Raw genomic sequence first — 18477 nt, 5'->3', positions numbered from 1 at the left:
TCCCCTACTTAAAAGGAAACATATAAGTAGGGGATCATCTTATCATTTGGAGGTTTCTCATTTTGATTGAAGTATATATTGATGGTGCATCAAAAGGAAATCCTGGTCCTTCTGGTGCAGGCGTATTTATTAAAGGGGTGCAACCAGCTGTACAATTATCATTGCCTCTTGGGACAATGTCCAATCATGAAGCAGAATACCACGCTTTACTTGCGGCATTAAAATATTGCACGGAGCATAATTATAACATTGTCTCTTTTCGTACAGATTCGCAACTTGTCGAGCGAGCTGTCGAAAAAGAATACGCAAAAAATAAAATGTTTGCACCACTATTAGAGGAAGCACTGCAGTACATAAAAAGTTTCGATCTCTTTTTTATTAAGTGGATTCCAAGTAGTCAAAATAAAGTAGCTGATGAATTAGCTAGAAAAGCTATCTTACAAAATTAACGGGGGTATGAGTGTGAAAAAAGATTGGATTGCTCCTCTTGCTTTATTATTTGTCTCTTTTATTTGGGGAGCTACATTTGTCGTCGTTCAAAATGCTATGTCTTTCGTTGGTCCATTTACCTTTAATGGTATTCGCTTTTTATTCGCTGGAATTATTTTATTATTCGTTCAAATGATTTTCGCAAAAAAAACTACAAAACAAGATATAAAACAGAGTAGCCTCGCTGGATTAATCGTTGGATTCTTTTTATGTGTTGGCTATGTGTTACAAACATTTGGCTTACTTTATACAACTTCTTCAAAAGCAGGTTTCTTAACAGGACTTAGTATCGTTATGGTACCCATTTTGTCTTTTATCTTTTTAAAACAAAAAGCTACTATTTTTATCGTAATGGGCATTGCTGTAGCAACAGCTGGTTTATACTTATTAACGGCTGGTGATTCTTTTCAATTAAACATTGGAGATATACTCGTTCTCGGTTGTGCAGTTGCTTTCGCTGCTCATATTCTTGTTAACGGCTTCTTCTCTAAGAAAATATCACCTTTATTATTAAGCACGTCGCAAGTATTAGCTGTCGGCATGTTTTCTTCTATTTGCGCCTTTTTGTTTGAAGATTGGGAAAAATTATTTTCAATAGCACTATGGACGAATTCTTCCTTTTTATTTGCTCTATTTTTAACTTCCCTATTCGCGACATCCATTGCTTTTTTCATTCAAACCTCAGCACAAAAACATACGTCTCCAACGAGAGTAGCAATCATTTTCGCAATGGAGCCCGTTTTTGCTGCCTTAACAGGCGTTCTCGTGGCAAACGAGCAACTTTCTGTTTCTGCTATTATCGGATGCCTATGTATTTTCCTAGGCATGGTTTTTGTTGAATTACCTTCCAAAACAAAAAAAGAAGCGCAGGCTGCATGAAGTTACGCTTGTAACTTCCGCATAAAAGCCTTAGCGCTTTTTTTATCGGTAATTTCTTCTTCTTTCAATCGTTCTAATAACGCAACAAAATAACTCCCATCAAACTGTAATTGATGTTTAATTGTCGCTTCTATTGCTGCGTTCACAATTCCATCAGATGCACCCGTATACCCTTGTCCGAACATAATAAATCCTTGTGCTTCCTCTGATAATTTAAATCCTTTCGTATGTAAGAATGAAAGGTAATCTTCTACTGTTTGCATGTTATTCCCACCTACTCAAAAATTCTCCATCTCCTATCATACATGTTTTTACACGCTATGAGAATGAAATTTCTTTGACAACTTTGTAAATCTATCATCTACTGCATAGACAATAGAGGATTTCCTTGCAATATGAATGAATATGTATAGGGGAACTTATTTCATATTAAAGGGGAGACACGATGAAACAAGCACTATTAATTATCGATGCGCAGCAAGAATTAATGGATGGAAATGAACAAGAAAATGAAGTTTTTCGTAAAACCGAGTTATTATCTACACTAAATACAGCCATACAGAAAGCGATAGATTCAAATGCCCTTATTGTTTTCGTAAGAGATATCGATGTTGCTTCTGGCAGCGGAGAAGGATTTGAAGTACATAATGAAATTAAAGTACCTCAGTCTGCAATCCTTATTAATAAAGCAGCAACAAACGCATTCTATGGCACTTCTTTACTCGAACTTTTGAAAGAAGAAAAAATTAACCATATCGTTATCGGTGGATGTAAAACAGAACATTGCATCGACACCGCTGTTAGAACAGCTACTGTACAAGGATTTGACGTTACATTAATTAAAAACGGTCATTCCACAACTGATTCCGACGTATTATCTGCAGAGCAAATCATCGGTCATCATAATAAAACTCTACATGGACATTATAATGTTGATCATTTTTCAGTTGTTAGAGATGTCGAGGAAGACCTTTTTGAACCTATTCATGATCAATATCGTGATTAAGTTGGCTATAAAAAAGAATCCTTTTCACGAAAGGATTCTTTTTTCACCCAAAAACTTGTGCTGCAATGCTATACAGTTCATTACTCCTTTTTAATAATTTATCGCTATTTTTCATCATAACTGGTGGTGTATGAACCTTTTGAAAACCAGTAATCTCTAATTCTTTCATGAAACCATTCTTTCCTTCTGGTACATCCATTCTTAATTTACCATTATGCTCTCTTGCTAAATGATGTACAATCCTCATTGCCATCGCATCATTTTTCGCAACGATTGGTCCTATTATTTTATTTTCTGATGTTTGTACACTCGAACCGTAACCTAATACATTTTGTTCCTTGTCCTTTACAACGATGCACTGTTCACTTTGCATCATTCTTTTCGTTAAAAACTCTTCTCTATTTGTTCCAAACGCACACTCATCCAATTTTATTATTTCTTCTAAATCACACTCTTCATAATTCATCATATAATCTTCATTTCCTACACAATAATCATTCACATTGTACGAGTTACATATGTATTTAGAAACATAGCTTACTACTCTAAATCCTAATTTTTCATAGAGAGGCTTTCCCTCATCCGTAGCAATAAGCATAATGGGAGTTTGAACCGATACGCTCTTCATGCATGCATTCGTTATCGCCTTTCCAATCCCTCTCCCCTTATAATCTGGATGTACAATGACCATTCCGATAGACGTTAATTTCTCCCCATATAATATTATTGCCGCGCTAGCAATTAGTTTCTCCCTCTCATTCCACACACCATATACGATACCTGAATCAAAAATAGTCTCAATTTCTTCTCTGTTATAATCCCACCCAATATAAGAAGATAATGCTACAATATCGTCTATTTGTTCTCTCCTAAGACGCTCCACCTTAATTTCCAATTCAAGCATACTTCATCCCCTTATCTAGACATTTAAATCATTATTACCAAATCAACTTGTACATGTTTCACTTTCTCTTTCACACACATATCCTATTTTGACCAAGACTATATTGTAAATGAGGTGACAACATGCCCATTACGAATCGATTTTCTACCACCACTAACGGCGCACTCGCAATTACAGGTAATACTTTAGGTTTAAGTAAAATTAGTAATCAAAACCGTGCTGGTACAATCGGGGCAATTGGTGCATTCGCAACTACGAATACTGCTTTACAAGTACCTACTTTTCCTGCTGGTACAACATTAAGCTATACACAAAATAGTTCTACCGCTATTTTAAATATCCCTGCTGGTAGTACTATTCTTTATGCAGAACTTGTTTGGGGTGGAAACTATTTATCTCGTGATCAAAACATTACGAGTGTATTAGGAAACCCAGTTTCTTTTACAACACCTGTGTCAACATACTCGATTACCCCTTCAACTGTTACAGCTTCTAATCAAACATTCGTTTCTGGCTCTGTCACATTTGGATTCTATACACGATCCGCAGATGTGACCTCGCTCATTCAAGCTGGAGGGTCTGGCTCTTATACTACGGGGGCTGTCCCAGGACTTGTAGATCCTATAGATGCTTCTAATGGAACAATTAATTCAGCTGGATGGACGCTTATCGTCGCTTATCAAAACGGGACATTACCTGCAAGGAACTTAACCATTTATGTAGCTGGTAACCGTGTTTCTGCAGAAACCGGTAGTGCCGATGTATCTGTTTCAGGATTTTTAACACCTTCAGGGGGACCTGTAAGCGGGAGATTATTTTTAAGTTCTACCGAAGGAGATGCTGATTTAACCGGAGATCAAGCATTATTCGGACCAAATTTCAGTTCATTAAATGCTTTATCTGGGCCAAATAATGCTGTAAATAATTTCTTCGGTTCTCAAGTTAATAATGCTGCCGGAAATTTAGATACAACCGGGACATTTGGAACACGAAATCAAAGTGCTTCTACAAGTACAAATATCTCCGCAGGAAGGCAAGGCTGGGACATTACTTCTATTGATATTTCTCCTTATTTAACAAATTCCCAAGTATCCGCCGCAATCCGTTTAACAACTAACGGAGATGCATATATGTTAAATACAGTCGGATTACAAATTAATATAAATTCACCTAACATACAAGCAACGAAAAGCGTGAATAAAAGTGTCGCTGCAATTGGAGACGTCCTCACTTATACCGTTACTATCCCTAATACCGGGCTTCTTCCCGCCAATAACGTTATTTTTATAGATAGTCTCCCTAACGGTACTTCCTTTATACCTGGCACTGTAACGGTAGATAATGTACCACAAACAAATGCAAATCCGGCTGCTGGTATATCTCTTGGAACAATCAATAACAGCACTTCTCGTACAGTAACTTTCCAAGCAACTGTCGTTTCTCTTCCAAGCCAAAACCCTATCTCTAACACCGCTAATATTACATTTCAATATACACCAATTGCCGGTGGAACGACTTTTAATGGTCTTGCAACAAGCAACTCTGCTGGAACACAAATTAACCTCGCAGATATTAATGGCACAAAATCAGTTAACAAAATCTTTACCGATATTGGCGAAACGTTAACTTACAGTATCGCCTTAGCTAATATAGGAAATATCGCCGCAACGAACGTTTTATATACAGATCCGATTCCTAGCGGGACTACTTTCATTCCAGGGAGTGTAACCGTTAACGGCGTTACTCAAGCTGGTGTAAATCCCGCTAATGGTATATCTGTCGGTACTATTGCTGCTAATTCTACGACTACTGTTTCATTTCAAGTATTCGTTCCTTCTATCCCGCAAACCAATCCAATATTAAATAGTGGTACAACAACTTATCAATACATTCCTGTGCCAAATCAGCCGGCAGTAAGCGGGAGTGATACGACCAATATCGTATCTACTCAAGTGAATAACGCTACTGTAACTATGGCAAAAGCAGTAGATAAAATTTTTGCAGATATTGGTGATACATTAACATACACTGTTTCCTTTACAAGTACAGGTAATACGAATGCGAACAACGTTATTTTTACAGATGTCATTCCTACCGGAACAACTTTTGTCCTTAACAGTTTAACAATAGATGGCACGACACAAGTTGGAGCAAATCCCGCTACTGGTGTGAATATAGGATCTATTCCAACTGGCTCAACAAAAACTGTTTCATTTCAAGTAGTAGTAAACACAATACCCGCGTCAAATGTCGTATCTAATGGTTCAAGTGCTTCTTATCAATATACCGTCAATCCTAGCCAATCACCCACTACAAAAAACATTTCTTCTAATCTCGTTTCCACTCAAATTAACAATGCGAATTTAACATTAACAAAATCAACAAATAAACAATTTGCTACAATTGGCGAAACAATCAGTTATACAATTCTTATTACAAACAGTGGAAATACAGCTGCAACTAACGTACAACTAACAGACCCACTTCCAAATGGAACGATATTGACTCCTGGTACTGTAACACTAAACGGAGTTTTGCAAAATGTAGATTCTCTCGTCGCTTTACCGATTGGTACAATTCCTGGCGGAGCTACATTTACCCTCTCTTTCCAAGTAACAGTTATCAATCTTACTGCACAAAACCCTATCATTAATAATGCTTTCGCCTCTTATCTTTATACTGTAAATCCAAGTCTGCCACCCACTTCAAAAACAGCAAATTCTAATTCTGTTACATCAACAATTAGACTAGCAAATCTTCACGCCACTAAGTCTGTAGATAAAACATTTGCGGAAGTTGGAGATGTATTAACTTATACCTTTGCTCTTACAAACGATGGAAATGTTACGGCGAACAATGTAGTACTATCCGATTCAATTGCGAATGGTACTGCCTTTGTACCGAACAGTGTCATAGTTAACGGCATTACTCAGCCAGGCATTACACCAACTAGCATTACTATTGGTAGTATTAATGGCGGTACTACAATCACAGCTTCCTTCCAAGTATTAATAACTAGCATACCAAATCCAAATCCTATTTCAAATAGCGCTTCTATTGCCTATAACTTTATCGTGGATCCAAATGCATCACCTGTAAGTAAGAACACAACTTCAACCACTACATTTACTCAAGTGAATGACGCAAATGTCATTTCAGACAAAGCAGTGGATCGAGCGTTTGCTACCGTAGGAGATATATTAACTTATACCGTTACTTTGACGAATGCAGGAAGTGTTTCCGCTGATAGTCCTACTTTCGTTGATACGAATCCTGACGGTACTACCTTTAACCCAAACACTTTCCTTATTAATGGTGTACTCCAAAATAACGCCGATCCAAATGTCGGTGTTCCGTTACCTTCCATTCCTGCTAACGGCTCACTTACCGTCTCTTATCAAGTAACTGTCACCTCTTTACCCACACAAAACCCAACAATAAATTCATCTAGTACACAGTATAGCTTTATTTTAAATCCAGGCGACCCACCAACTATAGAAACATCTTTAAGTAACACTGTAAGTACACAAATCAATTTAGCAAATGTAGTTATTGTCAAACAGGTAGATTTAACCATTGCAGATGTTGGGCAACCGATCACATACACAATTGCCCTAGCTAACCCTGGAAATACTCCAGCAAATAATGTAGTCGTTACCGATATACTCCCCCCTGGCACAGCTCTCGTACCAAATAGTACTTTTATAGGCGGCGCTTTACAGCTAGGTGCGGATCCAAGTGTCGGTCTTCAAATTAGTACGATTCCAGCAGGCGGCATTACAACAATTGTTTTCCAAATTAGTGCAAATAGTTTACCTTCACCAAATCCAGTTCAAAACAGTGCTGCACTTCTATATAGTTTTATCGCAGATCCAAATTTACCTGCTGTTGTTAGAAATGCAACTAGCAATATCGTAGCTACACAAATTAATAACGCTAATATTGTTGCTACGAAACTAACGAGCACAAATTTCGCTGATGTTGGCGATGTCATAACTTATGCAACAGTTTTAAGTAATAATGGCAATATCCCCGCCTCTAGTGTAACGTTTACAGATATCATTCCAGCTGGTACTATCTTCCTTCCTAACACTGTAACGATTAATGGTGTCCCTATAGCAAATGCAAATCCTGCTAACGGCATTCTTATTGGTACGATAGGAGCAAATTCATCACGTACTGTTGCATTCCAAGTTTTTGTACCAACTATTCCTGCTTTAAATCCGATTACAAATCAATCAGGCACTACTTTCCAATACACGTACGACCCATCCAAACCAACTGTCATGCAGATGGTGGCATCTAACACTGTACAGACAACTATTAATAATGCCTCTATTACCGCTACAAAATCTGCTGATAAACAGTTTGCGAACGTAAATGATATTATTACGTATACGACTACTTTAACGAATAACGGAAACACACTTGCATCAAATATAGTATTTACCGATGCAATCCCAAGCGGGACGTCTTTTATTCCAAATAGTGTAACAGTAAATGGTACTCCACTCTCTAATGCAAATCCAGCTAATGGCATAGCAATTGATCCAATAAATCCGAATGCAAATACGATAATTTCGTTCCAAGTACAAGTAAATTCCATCCCGAATCCAAATCCAATCCCAAATCAAAGTAACACAGCGTACCAATATATCGTAAATCCTAACTTACCTCCAGCATCCTCTAATGCGCTAAGTAACGTAATAACAACTCAAATTAACAATGCTACGATTATCGCTACGAAATCAGTGAACACACCGAACGCTGCAATTGGAGATATCGTTACTTATACGATTGCAGTTACGAACACAGGAAATATCCCTGCTAGTGCTACAGTTTTAACAGATGGACTTGGACCAGGTGCATCCTTCGTCCCAAATTCCGTTACGATAAATAACGTATCTCAACCTGGAGTAGATCCTTCATTAGGGATTCATTTAGACGATATCTCACCAGGAGGCACTACTTTCATTACATTCCAAGTGAACATCCTCGCTATTCCACCTAGTGGAACTTTAACGAATAATGCTCTTGTAAACTACGAATATGCAGTGAATCCAACTGAAACACCAGCCGTCGGTAGTACTATTACAAATACGACAGTTACACCGATTATTGATGCTACTTTAGTAATAAATAAAAATGCTAGTACAACTTTCGCTACAATTGGGGATACAATTACATTCACTTCATCTGTTACAAACACAGGAAATACAACTGCTAACAACATTGTTTTTACAGATTCCATTCCAAATGGCACTGCCTTTGTCCCAAATAGCTTTAAAATAAATGGTGTAACTGTCCCGAATGCCAATCCACAAAACGGTATTACTATTGGTAACTTGAATTCAAATGCATCGGTTACACTTAGTTTCCAAGTAAATATTACAACTCTTCCAAATCCTAATCCAATTCCGAACAAATCATCTCTTCAATATAGCTTTATTGTTGATATAAATGAACCGCCTGTTTCACGCACCGTTAAATCCAATAAGACTTTTACACAAGTAAATACTGCCTCCGTTATCGCAACAAAAACTGCGAGCAGTACATTTGCTGCTGTTGGAGATACAATTACGTATACAACTACGCTCACTAATAGCGGAAATACTACCGCTAACACACCTGTTTTTATCGATATATTACCACCTGAACTTTCATTCGTGCCTGATAGCGTACAAATTAATACGATCCCACAACTCGGCTTTAGACCAGATAGCGGAATTTCTTTAGACGCAATTCCAGTTGGAGGAACGACAACAATTAGTTTTCAAGCGATCGTCGGCTCAATACCAGCTACAAATCCAACTTTAAATCAATCCAGCACGACATATTCCGTCATTGTGGATCCTACCCAGCCGCCAGTGACAGAAACAGCTACAAGTAATCCGACTTTAGTACAAATTAACGAAGCAATCATCCAAGCAACGAAAAGCGTGGATCGTCTATTTTCTGACATTGCTCCTGGAAATTCATTTTTAACGTATACAGTTTTATTAGAAAATATTGGAAACGCAACTGCTACAAATATCATTTTTACAGATGCAATTCCAAATAATACCGTATTTATAGAAGATAGTGTTCGAGTAGGCGGGGTTTTATTACCTGGAGTAAATCCAGCGAACGGGATACCCATTGGGGATATTATTGCAGGAGATTTTATAAACGTCACTTTCCGTGTGCAAGTAGTTAGCATCCCAAATCCTATTTTTACAATCGGACCTGGAGGACCAAACTCACCAGTTGTAAATGGCGCTTCCATTGAATATCAATTTATGACAGGTCCTAATTTACCACTTGTTTCACGAAGTACGACATCTAATTCGGTTTCGACACAAATAAATGCTGGGGAAATCGCACTCGTTAAATCTGTAGATAAAACTTTTGCAACGATTGGCGATACCATTTCTTATACAATCACATTAAGTAACCCTGGAAATGTCACTTCACAAAATATAATTTTCACGGATATTTTGCCTGATGGAACGACATTTATATCTGGCACTCTTGTAAATGATTCTGGTGCGCAGCAAATTGGAAATCCTGGGAACGGGATTCAGATTGGAAATATAAACCCTGGTAGTACGGTTGCCATTACGATAAACGTACTTGTTACAAACATTCCAAGTATAAACCCAATTTCAAATTTTAGTTCTGTACAGTTTGCACATGTGGTCGATCCTAGCCAACCTGCCGTATCACAAACAAATATATCTAATACGGTTTCAACAAAAATTAAGAGCGCTATATTAACAACTACAAAAAGTGCCGATAAATCGATTATTTCTGTCGGAGATACGATTACGTATACAACTACGATTACGAATACCGGTAATACACCAGCAACGAATATAACATTCACAAGCGCTATTCCAGCAAACACTACATTTATACCAAATTCGGTCACAATCAACGGTGTTCAGCAATTTGGTGCACAGCCAGCACTTGGGGTAACTATACCAAATATCGCTCCTGGTGAAACAGTAACTGTTACTTTCCAAGTAAATGTTATTTCAGTGCCCCCTTCAAGTTCGATTATGGGTAACGATACGATTTTATACTCTTATACTGTTGATCCAAGCACAGCTCCTGCTACTACTTCTACTTCAACGAATATCGTTACAAACCCTGTACTAGATGCTATGATAACAATGGGAAAATCGGTCGATCAAACACTTGTAACACTAGGTGATACGATTACCTATACGACACTTTTAGCGAATAATGGGAATACAAACGCTACGAATATTACGTTCACTGATCTTATTCCAGACGGCACAACGTTCGTTTCGGATAGTGTCACAATAAATGGCATCACACAACTCGGCCTTAACCCTAATACAGGTATTACGATTGGGTCAATTGCTCCTAACAGCTCAATAGCAATAGCATTTCAAGTTATCGCTACTTCTACACCAGCCCAAAATCCTATTTCCAATTCCGCTACTGCTTCTTACACATTTATCGCTGATCCAAATGCACCAATTGTTTCAAGAACTGCTACTTCAAATACAGTGTTTACTACCATTAATACCGCTACCATTCTTTCATCAAAACAAGTCGATAAATCATTTAGTCATATCGGGGACACACTCACTTATACTGTTACTTTAACAAACAACGGAAATTCATCCGCACAAAATGTTATATTCACAGATACTGTGCCGAGTGGAACTACATTTATTACAAACTCTTTTTCTATTAATGGCATTCCCCAAAGCGGTGCGGACCCATCGAACGGTGTAAATATTGGGCCTATAACAGCTGGGAATACAGTAACAGTTTCGTTCCAAGTTACTGTAACGTCATTACCAACCGAAAATCCAGTTGTAAATTTCTCATCAACATCGTATCAATTAGTCTCACCACCTGATGCAGAAACTTCAATTAGCAATCCTGTTTCAACGCAAATGAAAGAAGCTATATTATCCATGACGAAAAACGAAAGTGTATCTTTTATAGATGTCGGGCAAACTGCTTTTTACACTACTTCTATTTCGAATATAGGAAATACAGATGCAGCCAACATTGTATTCACAGATGTATTACCGAGCGGACTCACATTTATTCCTAACACATTAACTGTTGATGGTATTTTACAACCTGACGCGAATCCAAATACCGGTGTATTACTTGCAACACTTCCGCCTAATGAAATATATAGTATCGTATTTCAAGTTGCGGTTAACAGTATCCCACCTATTAATCCGGCACCAAATACAGCATCAACGACGTATGAGTTTACTGTTGATCCTGTTACCCCTCCCGTTTCAAGTACAGCTAATTCTAACACTACGCTTCTTCAAATAAACAACGCAACTATTATTAGTACAAAAACAGCTAATCTTGCTTTTGCGGATGTTGGTAATACAATAACATTTACACTTAACCTTCCTAATACCGGGAATGTGGCTGCAACTGATGTTACCGTTATCGATATTCTTAATAGCAACTTAAGTTTCGTTCCAAATAGTTTCACTGTTAATGGTCAAACCATTCCAAACGCTGATTTATCTACTGGTGTAAATATCGGTTCAATTAATGGTGGAAGCACATCAATTGTCACATTCCAAGCCATCGTTTCAACCCTACCAAACAACAATCCTATTTCTAATTCGGCTCTTACCACTTACCGTTATATTGTTGATCCAGATCAGCCGTTCATTTCAACTTCTAATCAATCTAATACAACGACGACACAAATTAATAGCGCTATCCTTACTGCACAAAAAAATTCAAATGTAGCAACAGTAGATATTGGGCAAGATATTATCTACTCCGTTACGATTACAAATAGCGGAAATGTTAGTGCGACGAATGTTATTTTTACTGATATGATTCCAGACGGAACCTCCTTTGAACCGAATAGTTTTACACTTAACGGAACTACCATCCCAAATGCAGACCTAATTACAGGCGTTCCAATTGGAGATATCGTACCAAACCAGTCTGTCATCGTAGCATTTCATATTAATGCCGATGAAATTCCGCCTATAAATCCAATTACCAATCAAGCTAGCGTTAGTTTCCAACATATCGTTAATCCAGCTAATCCTCCCGTTTCAAAAAACATTACTTCAAATAGTGTTACAACAACAATTGAAAGTGCTATTTTAACTACTACTAAAATCGGAGATAAAGCTTTTGCAACGATTGGTGATACGATTACGTATACAACTACGATTACGAATACAGGAAATATTCCTGCTAATAACGTTATTTTCTCAGACCCGATACCATCGTGGACACAATTTGTTGCAGGATCAGTTATTGTTGATGGCACTCCATTAGCATCTGCTTCTATCATTGACGGTATTGGCATAAATACGATTATTCCAAATCAAACTGTAACAATCGTATTTCAAGTGCAAATTGTAAGCAACCCAACAACATTCACACCTGAACTCCAAAACTTAGGATTTGTAAACTTCCAATATAATGTAGGAAATGCATTACAGGCTCAGCCTGGCAATGTGGAAACGAACGTCTTCGTTACTTCTATTAATTCAGCAATACTTTCAGCTGTAAAAACTGCTAATACTGCCTTTGCAAACATCGGAGACACGATCACTTATACAGTTTTAATTCAAAATAACGGGAATACAAACGCTACGAATGTAAATTTCTCAGATTCGATTCCAGCAGGAACGACTTTTGTTGAAAATAGTTTCACTGTAAATGGAAGTACCATCCCAGGTGCAAATCCAAATAACGGAGTGAATATAGGAACCGTGAATACTGGTAGTTCCTCAACCGTTACGTTCCAAGTCATCGTTACATCTACTCCACCTTCGAACCCAATTACAAACGTTGCATCTATTCAATACGAATTTATAGTTAATCCGGCCTCTCCTCCTGTTACAGGTACAATAACTTCTAATAGTGCTTCCACACAAATTAATAACGCTACTGTTACAACTGTTTTAGAAGCAAATCGATCAATTGTATCTATCGGAGATATCATTACGTATACAGCAACATTAACGAATACTGGAAACTTCCCTGCAAATTCTGTATTACTCATTAATGGAGTTCCTGAAGGAGCATTATTTGTTCCAAATAGTGTTACGCTTAACGGAATTTCACTTCCAGATGCAAGTCCAACTCTCGGTATTCCAGTTGGCATTATCGCACCAGGTAATTCTGCTACGATTACGTTCCAATTTCTTGCAAGTTCTATTCCACCGCAAGGAGCAATTATAAATCAAGCACTTACAAGTTACACGTATATTGTTGACCCAAGTCAACCTCCAGTTACAGCAACATCTTCATCAAATACGGTAAATACAGCTGTCGTTGATGCATCGCTATCTGTAATTAAAAATACAGATTCCCTCGTACAGTCTACTAACGGTACAATCACTTACACTGTAGTTGTTCAAAATAACGGGAATACAACTGCAAATACAGTTACTTTAACAGATCTAGTCCCAGAAGGAACTGCATTTATTCCAAATAGCGTAACGATTAATAGTGTTTCAGCTCCAGGTACTGATCCAAACGTAGGAATCTCATTAAACTCTATTGCGCCTTTGGAAATCGTCATCGTCACATTCCAAGTTATCGTTCAATCCATTCCAAGTGTGAATCCAATTTCTAATATAGCCCGTATTGACTATACTTTTATCGCCGATCCAACTGCCCCTATCATCTCTCGAACCATTACGTCTAATCCAGCTTTCACACAAATTTCGGATGCGAATGTTCTTTCTTTAAAAGCCGTCAATGCACAACAAGCAACAACAGGGGATATTTTGACCTATACGATAACACTAGAAAATACCGGAAATATTCCAGCTACTAATCTCATATTTTTAGATACAATTCCAGAAGGGACTACATTCGTAGAAAATAGTTTTACACTTAATGGAACAGCTATACTTGGTGCAAATCCGAATGCAGGTGTTACTTTGCCTAACCTAGCAGCAAACGCTACTCACCTTATTTCGTTCCAAATTCTTATTAACGATCCATTCTCACAACAATCGATTACAAATCAGTCTAATACAACATATACAATTCAACCAGACCCAGGACAACCGCCAATTACTGAAACATCTACAAGTAATATTGTCATTACAAATTTCGTGCAAGCACAATTAACAGTTACAAAAACGTCCAATCCAATAACTGTAGATATTGGCGGAACTATACTTTATATTTCTGAAGTGAAAAATACCGGAAATGTTGACGCAATAAATATTACTTTTACAGATTCTATTCCAGCTGGGACTACATTCGTTCCAGACAGTGTCACAATTAACGGTGTACTTCAGCCTGGTGTAAATCCAGAAAACGGAATACCAATTGGAACGATTCCACCAAACAGTTCCAAAACAATACTATTTCAAGTACAAACAAATAATCCACCAACTGAAACTGAAATTGTAAATCAATCATCTGTAAATTACCAATATGTAAGTATTCCTACAGCTCCACCAGTGAATCGCACTGCAAATTCTAATATCGTTACAACATCACTTCAAAATGCAAATATTATTTCTGTTAAACAGGCGGATGTTACTTTCGTATCAATCGGGCAAATTATTACCTACACAAATACACTACAAAATATAGGAACTGTTCCAGCTAACAATACGGTGTTCATTGACAACATTCCAGAAGGGACTATATTTATTGAAGATAGCTTATCAATAAATAATATAATTCAGCCTGGTGCGAACCCTGAAAATGGAGTAACTCTTGGCACGATACAACCAGACGAAACAGCCACTATTTCATTCCAAGTACAACTTATAAGTATACCAGAGGGCAACACAGTCATTAACATTTCAGACACTTCGTATGAATACCAAATTGATCCTAGTTCTCCTATTATTCAGCGCAGATCGTTATCAAATGCAGTAAATACTGAAGTGCGGACGGCAAATGTTAGTGCAATTAAATCCGCTAACAGATCTATTACACGCATAGGTCAAATCATCACATATACAATCGCAGTTACAAACGCTGGTACAGTACCTATTACAAATACTCTCCTAATTGACGCACTTGCTGCTGGCACCACATTCGTTCCAAATAGCATTCTTGTAGATGGCATACCAAGACCTAATGAAAATCCAATTACCGGAATCACCCTTGATATTATCCTTCCAAACAATACAATTATCGTTACATTCCAAGTAAATGTAGTCTCTATACCTTCTCAAAATAACATTAATAATATCGCCGTCATCCACTATGAGTATCAACCAGACCCAAGCTTACCACCAATTTCAGAAACGACATCTTCCAATAGTACAAATATACAATTTATTGATGTGATTCTTATCGCTACAAAATCCACTAATACAGTATTAGCTAATATTGATGAAACCATTGAATATACAGTACTCATTCAAAATAACGGATCCACTACAACTAACTCCATCTTTTTTACAGATACTATAGAAGATGGAACAGTATTTATTCCGGGAAGTGTAACAGTTAACAACACTGTACTTCCTGCAGCAGATCCGAATATCGGCTTTTCCATTCCTAATATCGCATCAGGTCAATCGACAACAATAACATTCCAAGTTTCCGTTACGAATTTACCTGCCGTAAACCCAACACCTAATACTGCAAACATCGTCTACGACTTTATTTTCAACCCTGACTTTGCACCAATTCAAAAATCTACTACTTCCAATACTACTTTCGTTCAAATTAATGACGCTGATATCGTTTCACTTAAAACTGTTGATTTGACTTCTGTAGCAATTGGTGACATTTTAACTTATACAACAACTTTAACGAATACAGGAAATACGGATGCTACTTCTGTTGCATTTACAGACAATATTCCTGTTGGAACAACTTTTATAGACGGTAGCGTTTTAGTAAATAATATTCCACAACTTAACGCGAATCCAAGTACTGGTATACTTGTAGGAACGATTGCTCCTAACACTTCTATCCCAGTCACGTTTTCCGTTACCGTGGTATCTCTTCCAGCTAGCAATCGTATCCAAAACCAATCAACTTCTCGTTATACAATTAATGGTGAGGAACAAATATCAACTAGTAATATTACCTTCACTGAAGTTATTTCTGCTAGTGTAATTGCGACAAAAACAACGCCTATCCAATATGCTGACCTACAAACGATTATCCCTTACACAATTTCCATCACAAACAATGGGAATATACAAGTTGAAAACATTATCGTTACAGATATCATCCCAGCAAATACGAGCTTTATAGAGAACAGTGTTATTGTGAATGGCACGGCTCGTCCAAATGACAATCCACTTAGCGGGATACAACTTGATAACATTCCACCTAATACAACAGCAACAATTCTATTCCAAATACGGGTGAATTCGATTCCGCAAACCAATCCAATCTCTAACACAAGTACAATTGAATACCAATACACGTTACCGAATCGACCACCTATTACTGAAACTATTATTTCATCAGCTGCCGTAACAACAATTAATCACGCAAATTTGAATAGTAATAAAGCTGTTGACCTTGCATTTGCAACGGTCGGTGACACATTAACGTATACGATTACACTCAATCAAACTGGTAATGTTGCAGCAAATAATGTAACCATTCAAGATATGATTCCTCAAGGTACTACATTTATAGAAAATAGCGTCATTGTAAACGGAGAGGCCCTTCCGGGAGTTAATCCAGTAAGTGGTATACCAATTGGCACTATAACTGTTGGTGGAGATGCTAGTGCTTCATTCCAAGTTTCTGTAACTTCTATTCCAACACCAAATGAACTCAACAACAACGCAATTACTACCTTTAACTATATAGTCAACCCAAATAACGTACCTGTTACAAATACAACTACAACAAATACCGTCACAACAACTGTTCAAAATGATAATGTCGTTGCCATAAAGTCTGTTAATGCTACGAATGCATTACCTAGTCAAAATGTAACCTATACAATTACGATTACGAATAATGGTAATGTGACTATTGAAGATATTATTGCTATAGACACCGCACCAGTAGATACAACCTTCGTTACGGGAAGCGTTACGATTAACGGAATCACTCAGCCTAATGCAAATCCTGAAAACGGTATTTCGTTAGGAAACCTTGCTCCTAATGAATCTACTATTATTACTTTCCAAGTAACAATATCTCCTTCGACTCTTCAACCTGCAATCAATAACGATGCTTCTGTTTCCTATGCTGTTACCATTGATCCGAATGAACCGCCTATTACAATTACAAAGCAAACAAATACCGTTACAACAACAGTAGTTGATCCGATGGTTCGCATTGAAAAAACAGCAGATAAATCTATCGTAGCAACAGGGGATACGATCACTTTCACATTAGAAGTGATAAATCATTCACCAATTCCTACAATCAGTACTTCAGTCCTAGATATCATTCCAACTGGTACAACATTTATAGAAAACAGCGTAACCATTAACGGCACTCCGGTTCTAAATGTCCGTCCAGACACTGGTATTAATATTGGTGCTTTACCAGCTGGTTCAGTAGCAACAATAGCATTTAAAGTTCTTGTCACTTCTATCCCTTCAAACAGTACAATTATCAATTCCGCAACAGTTACAGCCGCATTCCAGTTGACACCACAAGATCCAATTATTACTTTCATTGTTAATTCAAATATCGTTCGTATACCCGTTCAATTTATAACTGCGACAGTAGTGAAAGGTGCTTCCGTTAGCTCAGCTTATTTACACCAATATTTTGATTATACGGTGCGTATTACGAATACTTCTGATATTTCACTTTCAAATGTTTCTTTACAAGATACCATTCCAACAGGTTTACAATTTATGAATGGAACTGTCTTTATTAACGGCGAACGCTCTCCACTAGCGAATCCGAATATCGGTTTCCTAGTCGCTACTAATTTGGAACCGAACGAAACAATTATCGTGTTATTCACAGTACAAGTAATAAGTCCACCTGTTACTAATGAATTTAAAAATACGGCCAATATTTCATTACAACTTCAAGTCTCGCCTACCGATCCACCAATTACAGTAACCGTTACAAGCAACGAAAATATTGTCACCTTTATTTCAGAAAACCCTAATGAAACACTTCCAAATTTTAATTGCTTCTTTGACGGGGAACGCTTCATACGCATTACTCCTCGAAATGTACGAAATTACTTTTGGACTTGGATTTGGTGGGATTAAATGAAACAAAAAGAGATTGTAGTTTGGTTGAAACCAAATTACAA

The 18477-nt window shown here is 37.4% G+C and carries 6 protein-coding genes; 4 read left to right on the top strand and 2 right to left on the bottom strand.

The features are described 5' to 3' along the window. Nucleotides 1-62: 62 nt before the first annotated feature. Entirely contained in the window at nucleotides 63-449 is a 387-nt protein-coding gene (locus MR113_RS01885; protein WP_000573873.1) for a reverse transcriptase-like protein, read from the top strand. A 13-nt stretch (nucleotides 450-462) separates the two neighbouring features. Further along, complete coding sequence (locus MR113_RS01880; protein WP_242250778.1) at nucleotides 463-1368, top strand: DMT family transporter; 906 nt, start codon at nucleotides 463-465, stop codon at nucleotides 1366-1368. A 2-nt stretch (nucleotides 1369-1370) separates the two neighbouring features. Here MR113_RS01880 and MR113_RS01875 read toward each other — a convergent pair whose 3' ends face one another. Further along, a complete protein-coding gene (locus MR113_RS01875) occupies nucleotides 1371-1631 on the bottom strand; it encodes a DUF6123 family protein (RefSeq protein ID WP_001195212.1) in 261 nt (86 codons plus the stop codon). 182 nt (nucleotides 1632-1813) lie between these two features. Between MR113_RS01875 and MR113_RS01870 the strand changes: the two genes are divergently transcribed. Continuing rightward, nucleotides 1814-2374: a cysteine hydrolase family protein gene (locus tag MR113_RS01870; RefSeq protein ID WP_242250777.1), complete on the top strand. Its 561-nt coding sequence runs from the start codon at nucleotides 1814-1816 to the stop codon at nucleotides 2372-2374. Nucleotides 2375-2417: 43 nt separating this feature from the next. On the opposite strand, the gene MR113_RS01865 is transcribed toward MR113_RS01870, so the two are convergent. Next, nucleotides 2418-3278 (bottom strand): GNAT family N-acetyltransferase, encoded by an 861-nt coding sequence (locus tag MR113_RS01865; RefSeq protein WP_242250776.1) that lies wholly within the window; start codon nucleotides 3276-3278, stop codon nucleotides 2418-2420. A 122-nt stretch (nucleotides 3279-3400) separates the two neighbouring features. Between MR113_RS01865 and MR113_RS01860 the strand changes: the two genes are divergently transcribed. Beyond that, nucleotides 3401-18433, top strand: a complete 15033-nt coding sequence (locus MR113_RS01860) for a DUF11 domain-containing protein (protein ID WP_242250775.1) — start codon at nucleotides 3401-3403, stop codon at nucleotides 18431-18433. Nucleotides 18434-18477: the final 44 nt, after the last annotated feature.

Source organism: Bacillus cereus group sp. BfR-BA-01379 (genome assembly GCF_022663605.1).
Taxonomy (GTDB): Bacteria; Bacillota; Bacilli; order Bacillales; family Bacillaceae_G; genus Bacillus_A; species Bacillus_A mobilis.
The sequence above is the reverse complement of the archived record's forward strand: the minus strand, read 5'-3'. Positions and strand labels throughout refer to the sequence as shown.

Bases quoted from the DNA above. Each gene is read 5' to 3' on its own strand.
- MR113_RS01875 (WP_001195212.1), bottom strand. From the start codon at position 1,631: ATGCAAACAGTAGAAGATTACCTTTCATTCTTACATACGAAAGGATTT.
- MR113_RS01870 (WP_242250777.1), top strand. From the start codon at position 1,814: ATGAAACAAGCACTATTAATTATCGATGCGCAGCAAGAATTAATGGAT.
- MR113_RS01865 (WP_242250776.1), bottom strand. From the start codon at position 3,278: ATGCTTGAATTGGAAATTAAGGTGGAGCGTCTTAGGAGAGAACAAATA.
- MR113_RS01860 (WP_242250775.1), top strand. From the start codon at position 3,401: ATGCCCATTACGAATCGATTTTCTACCACCACTAACGGCGCACTCGCA.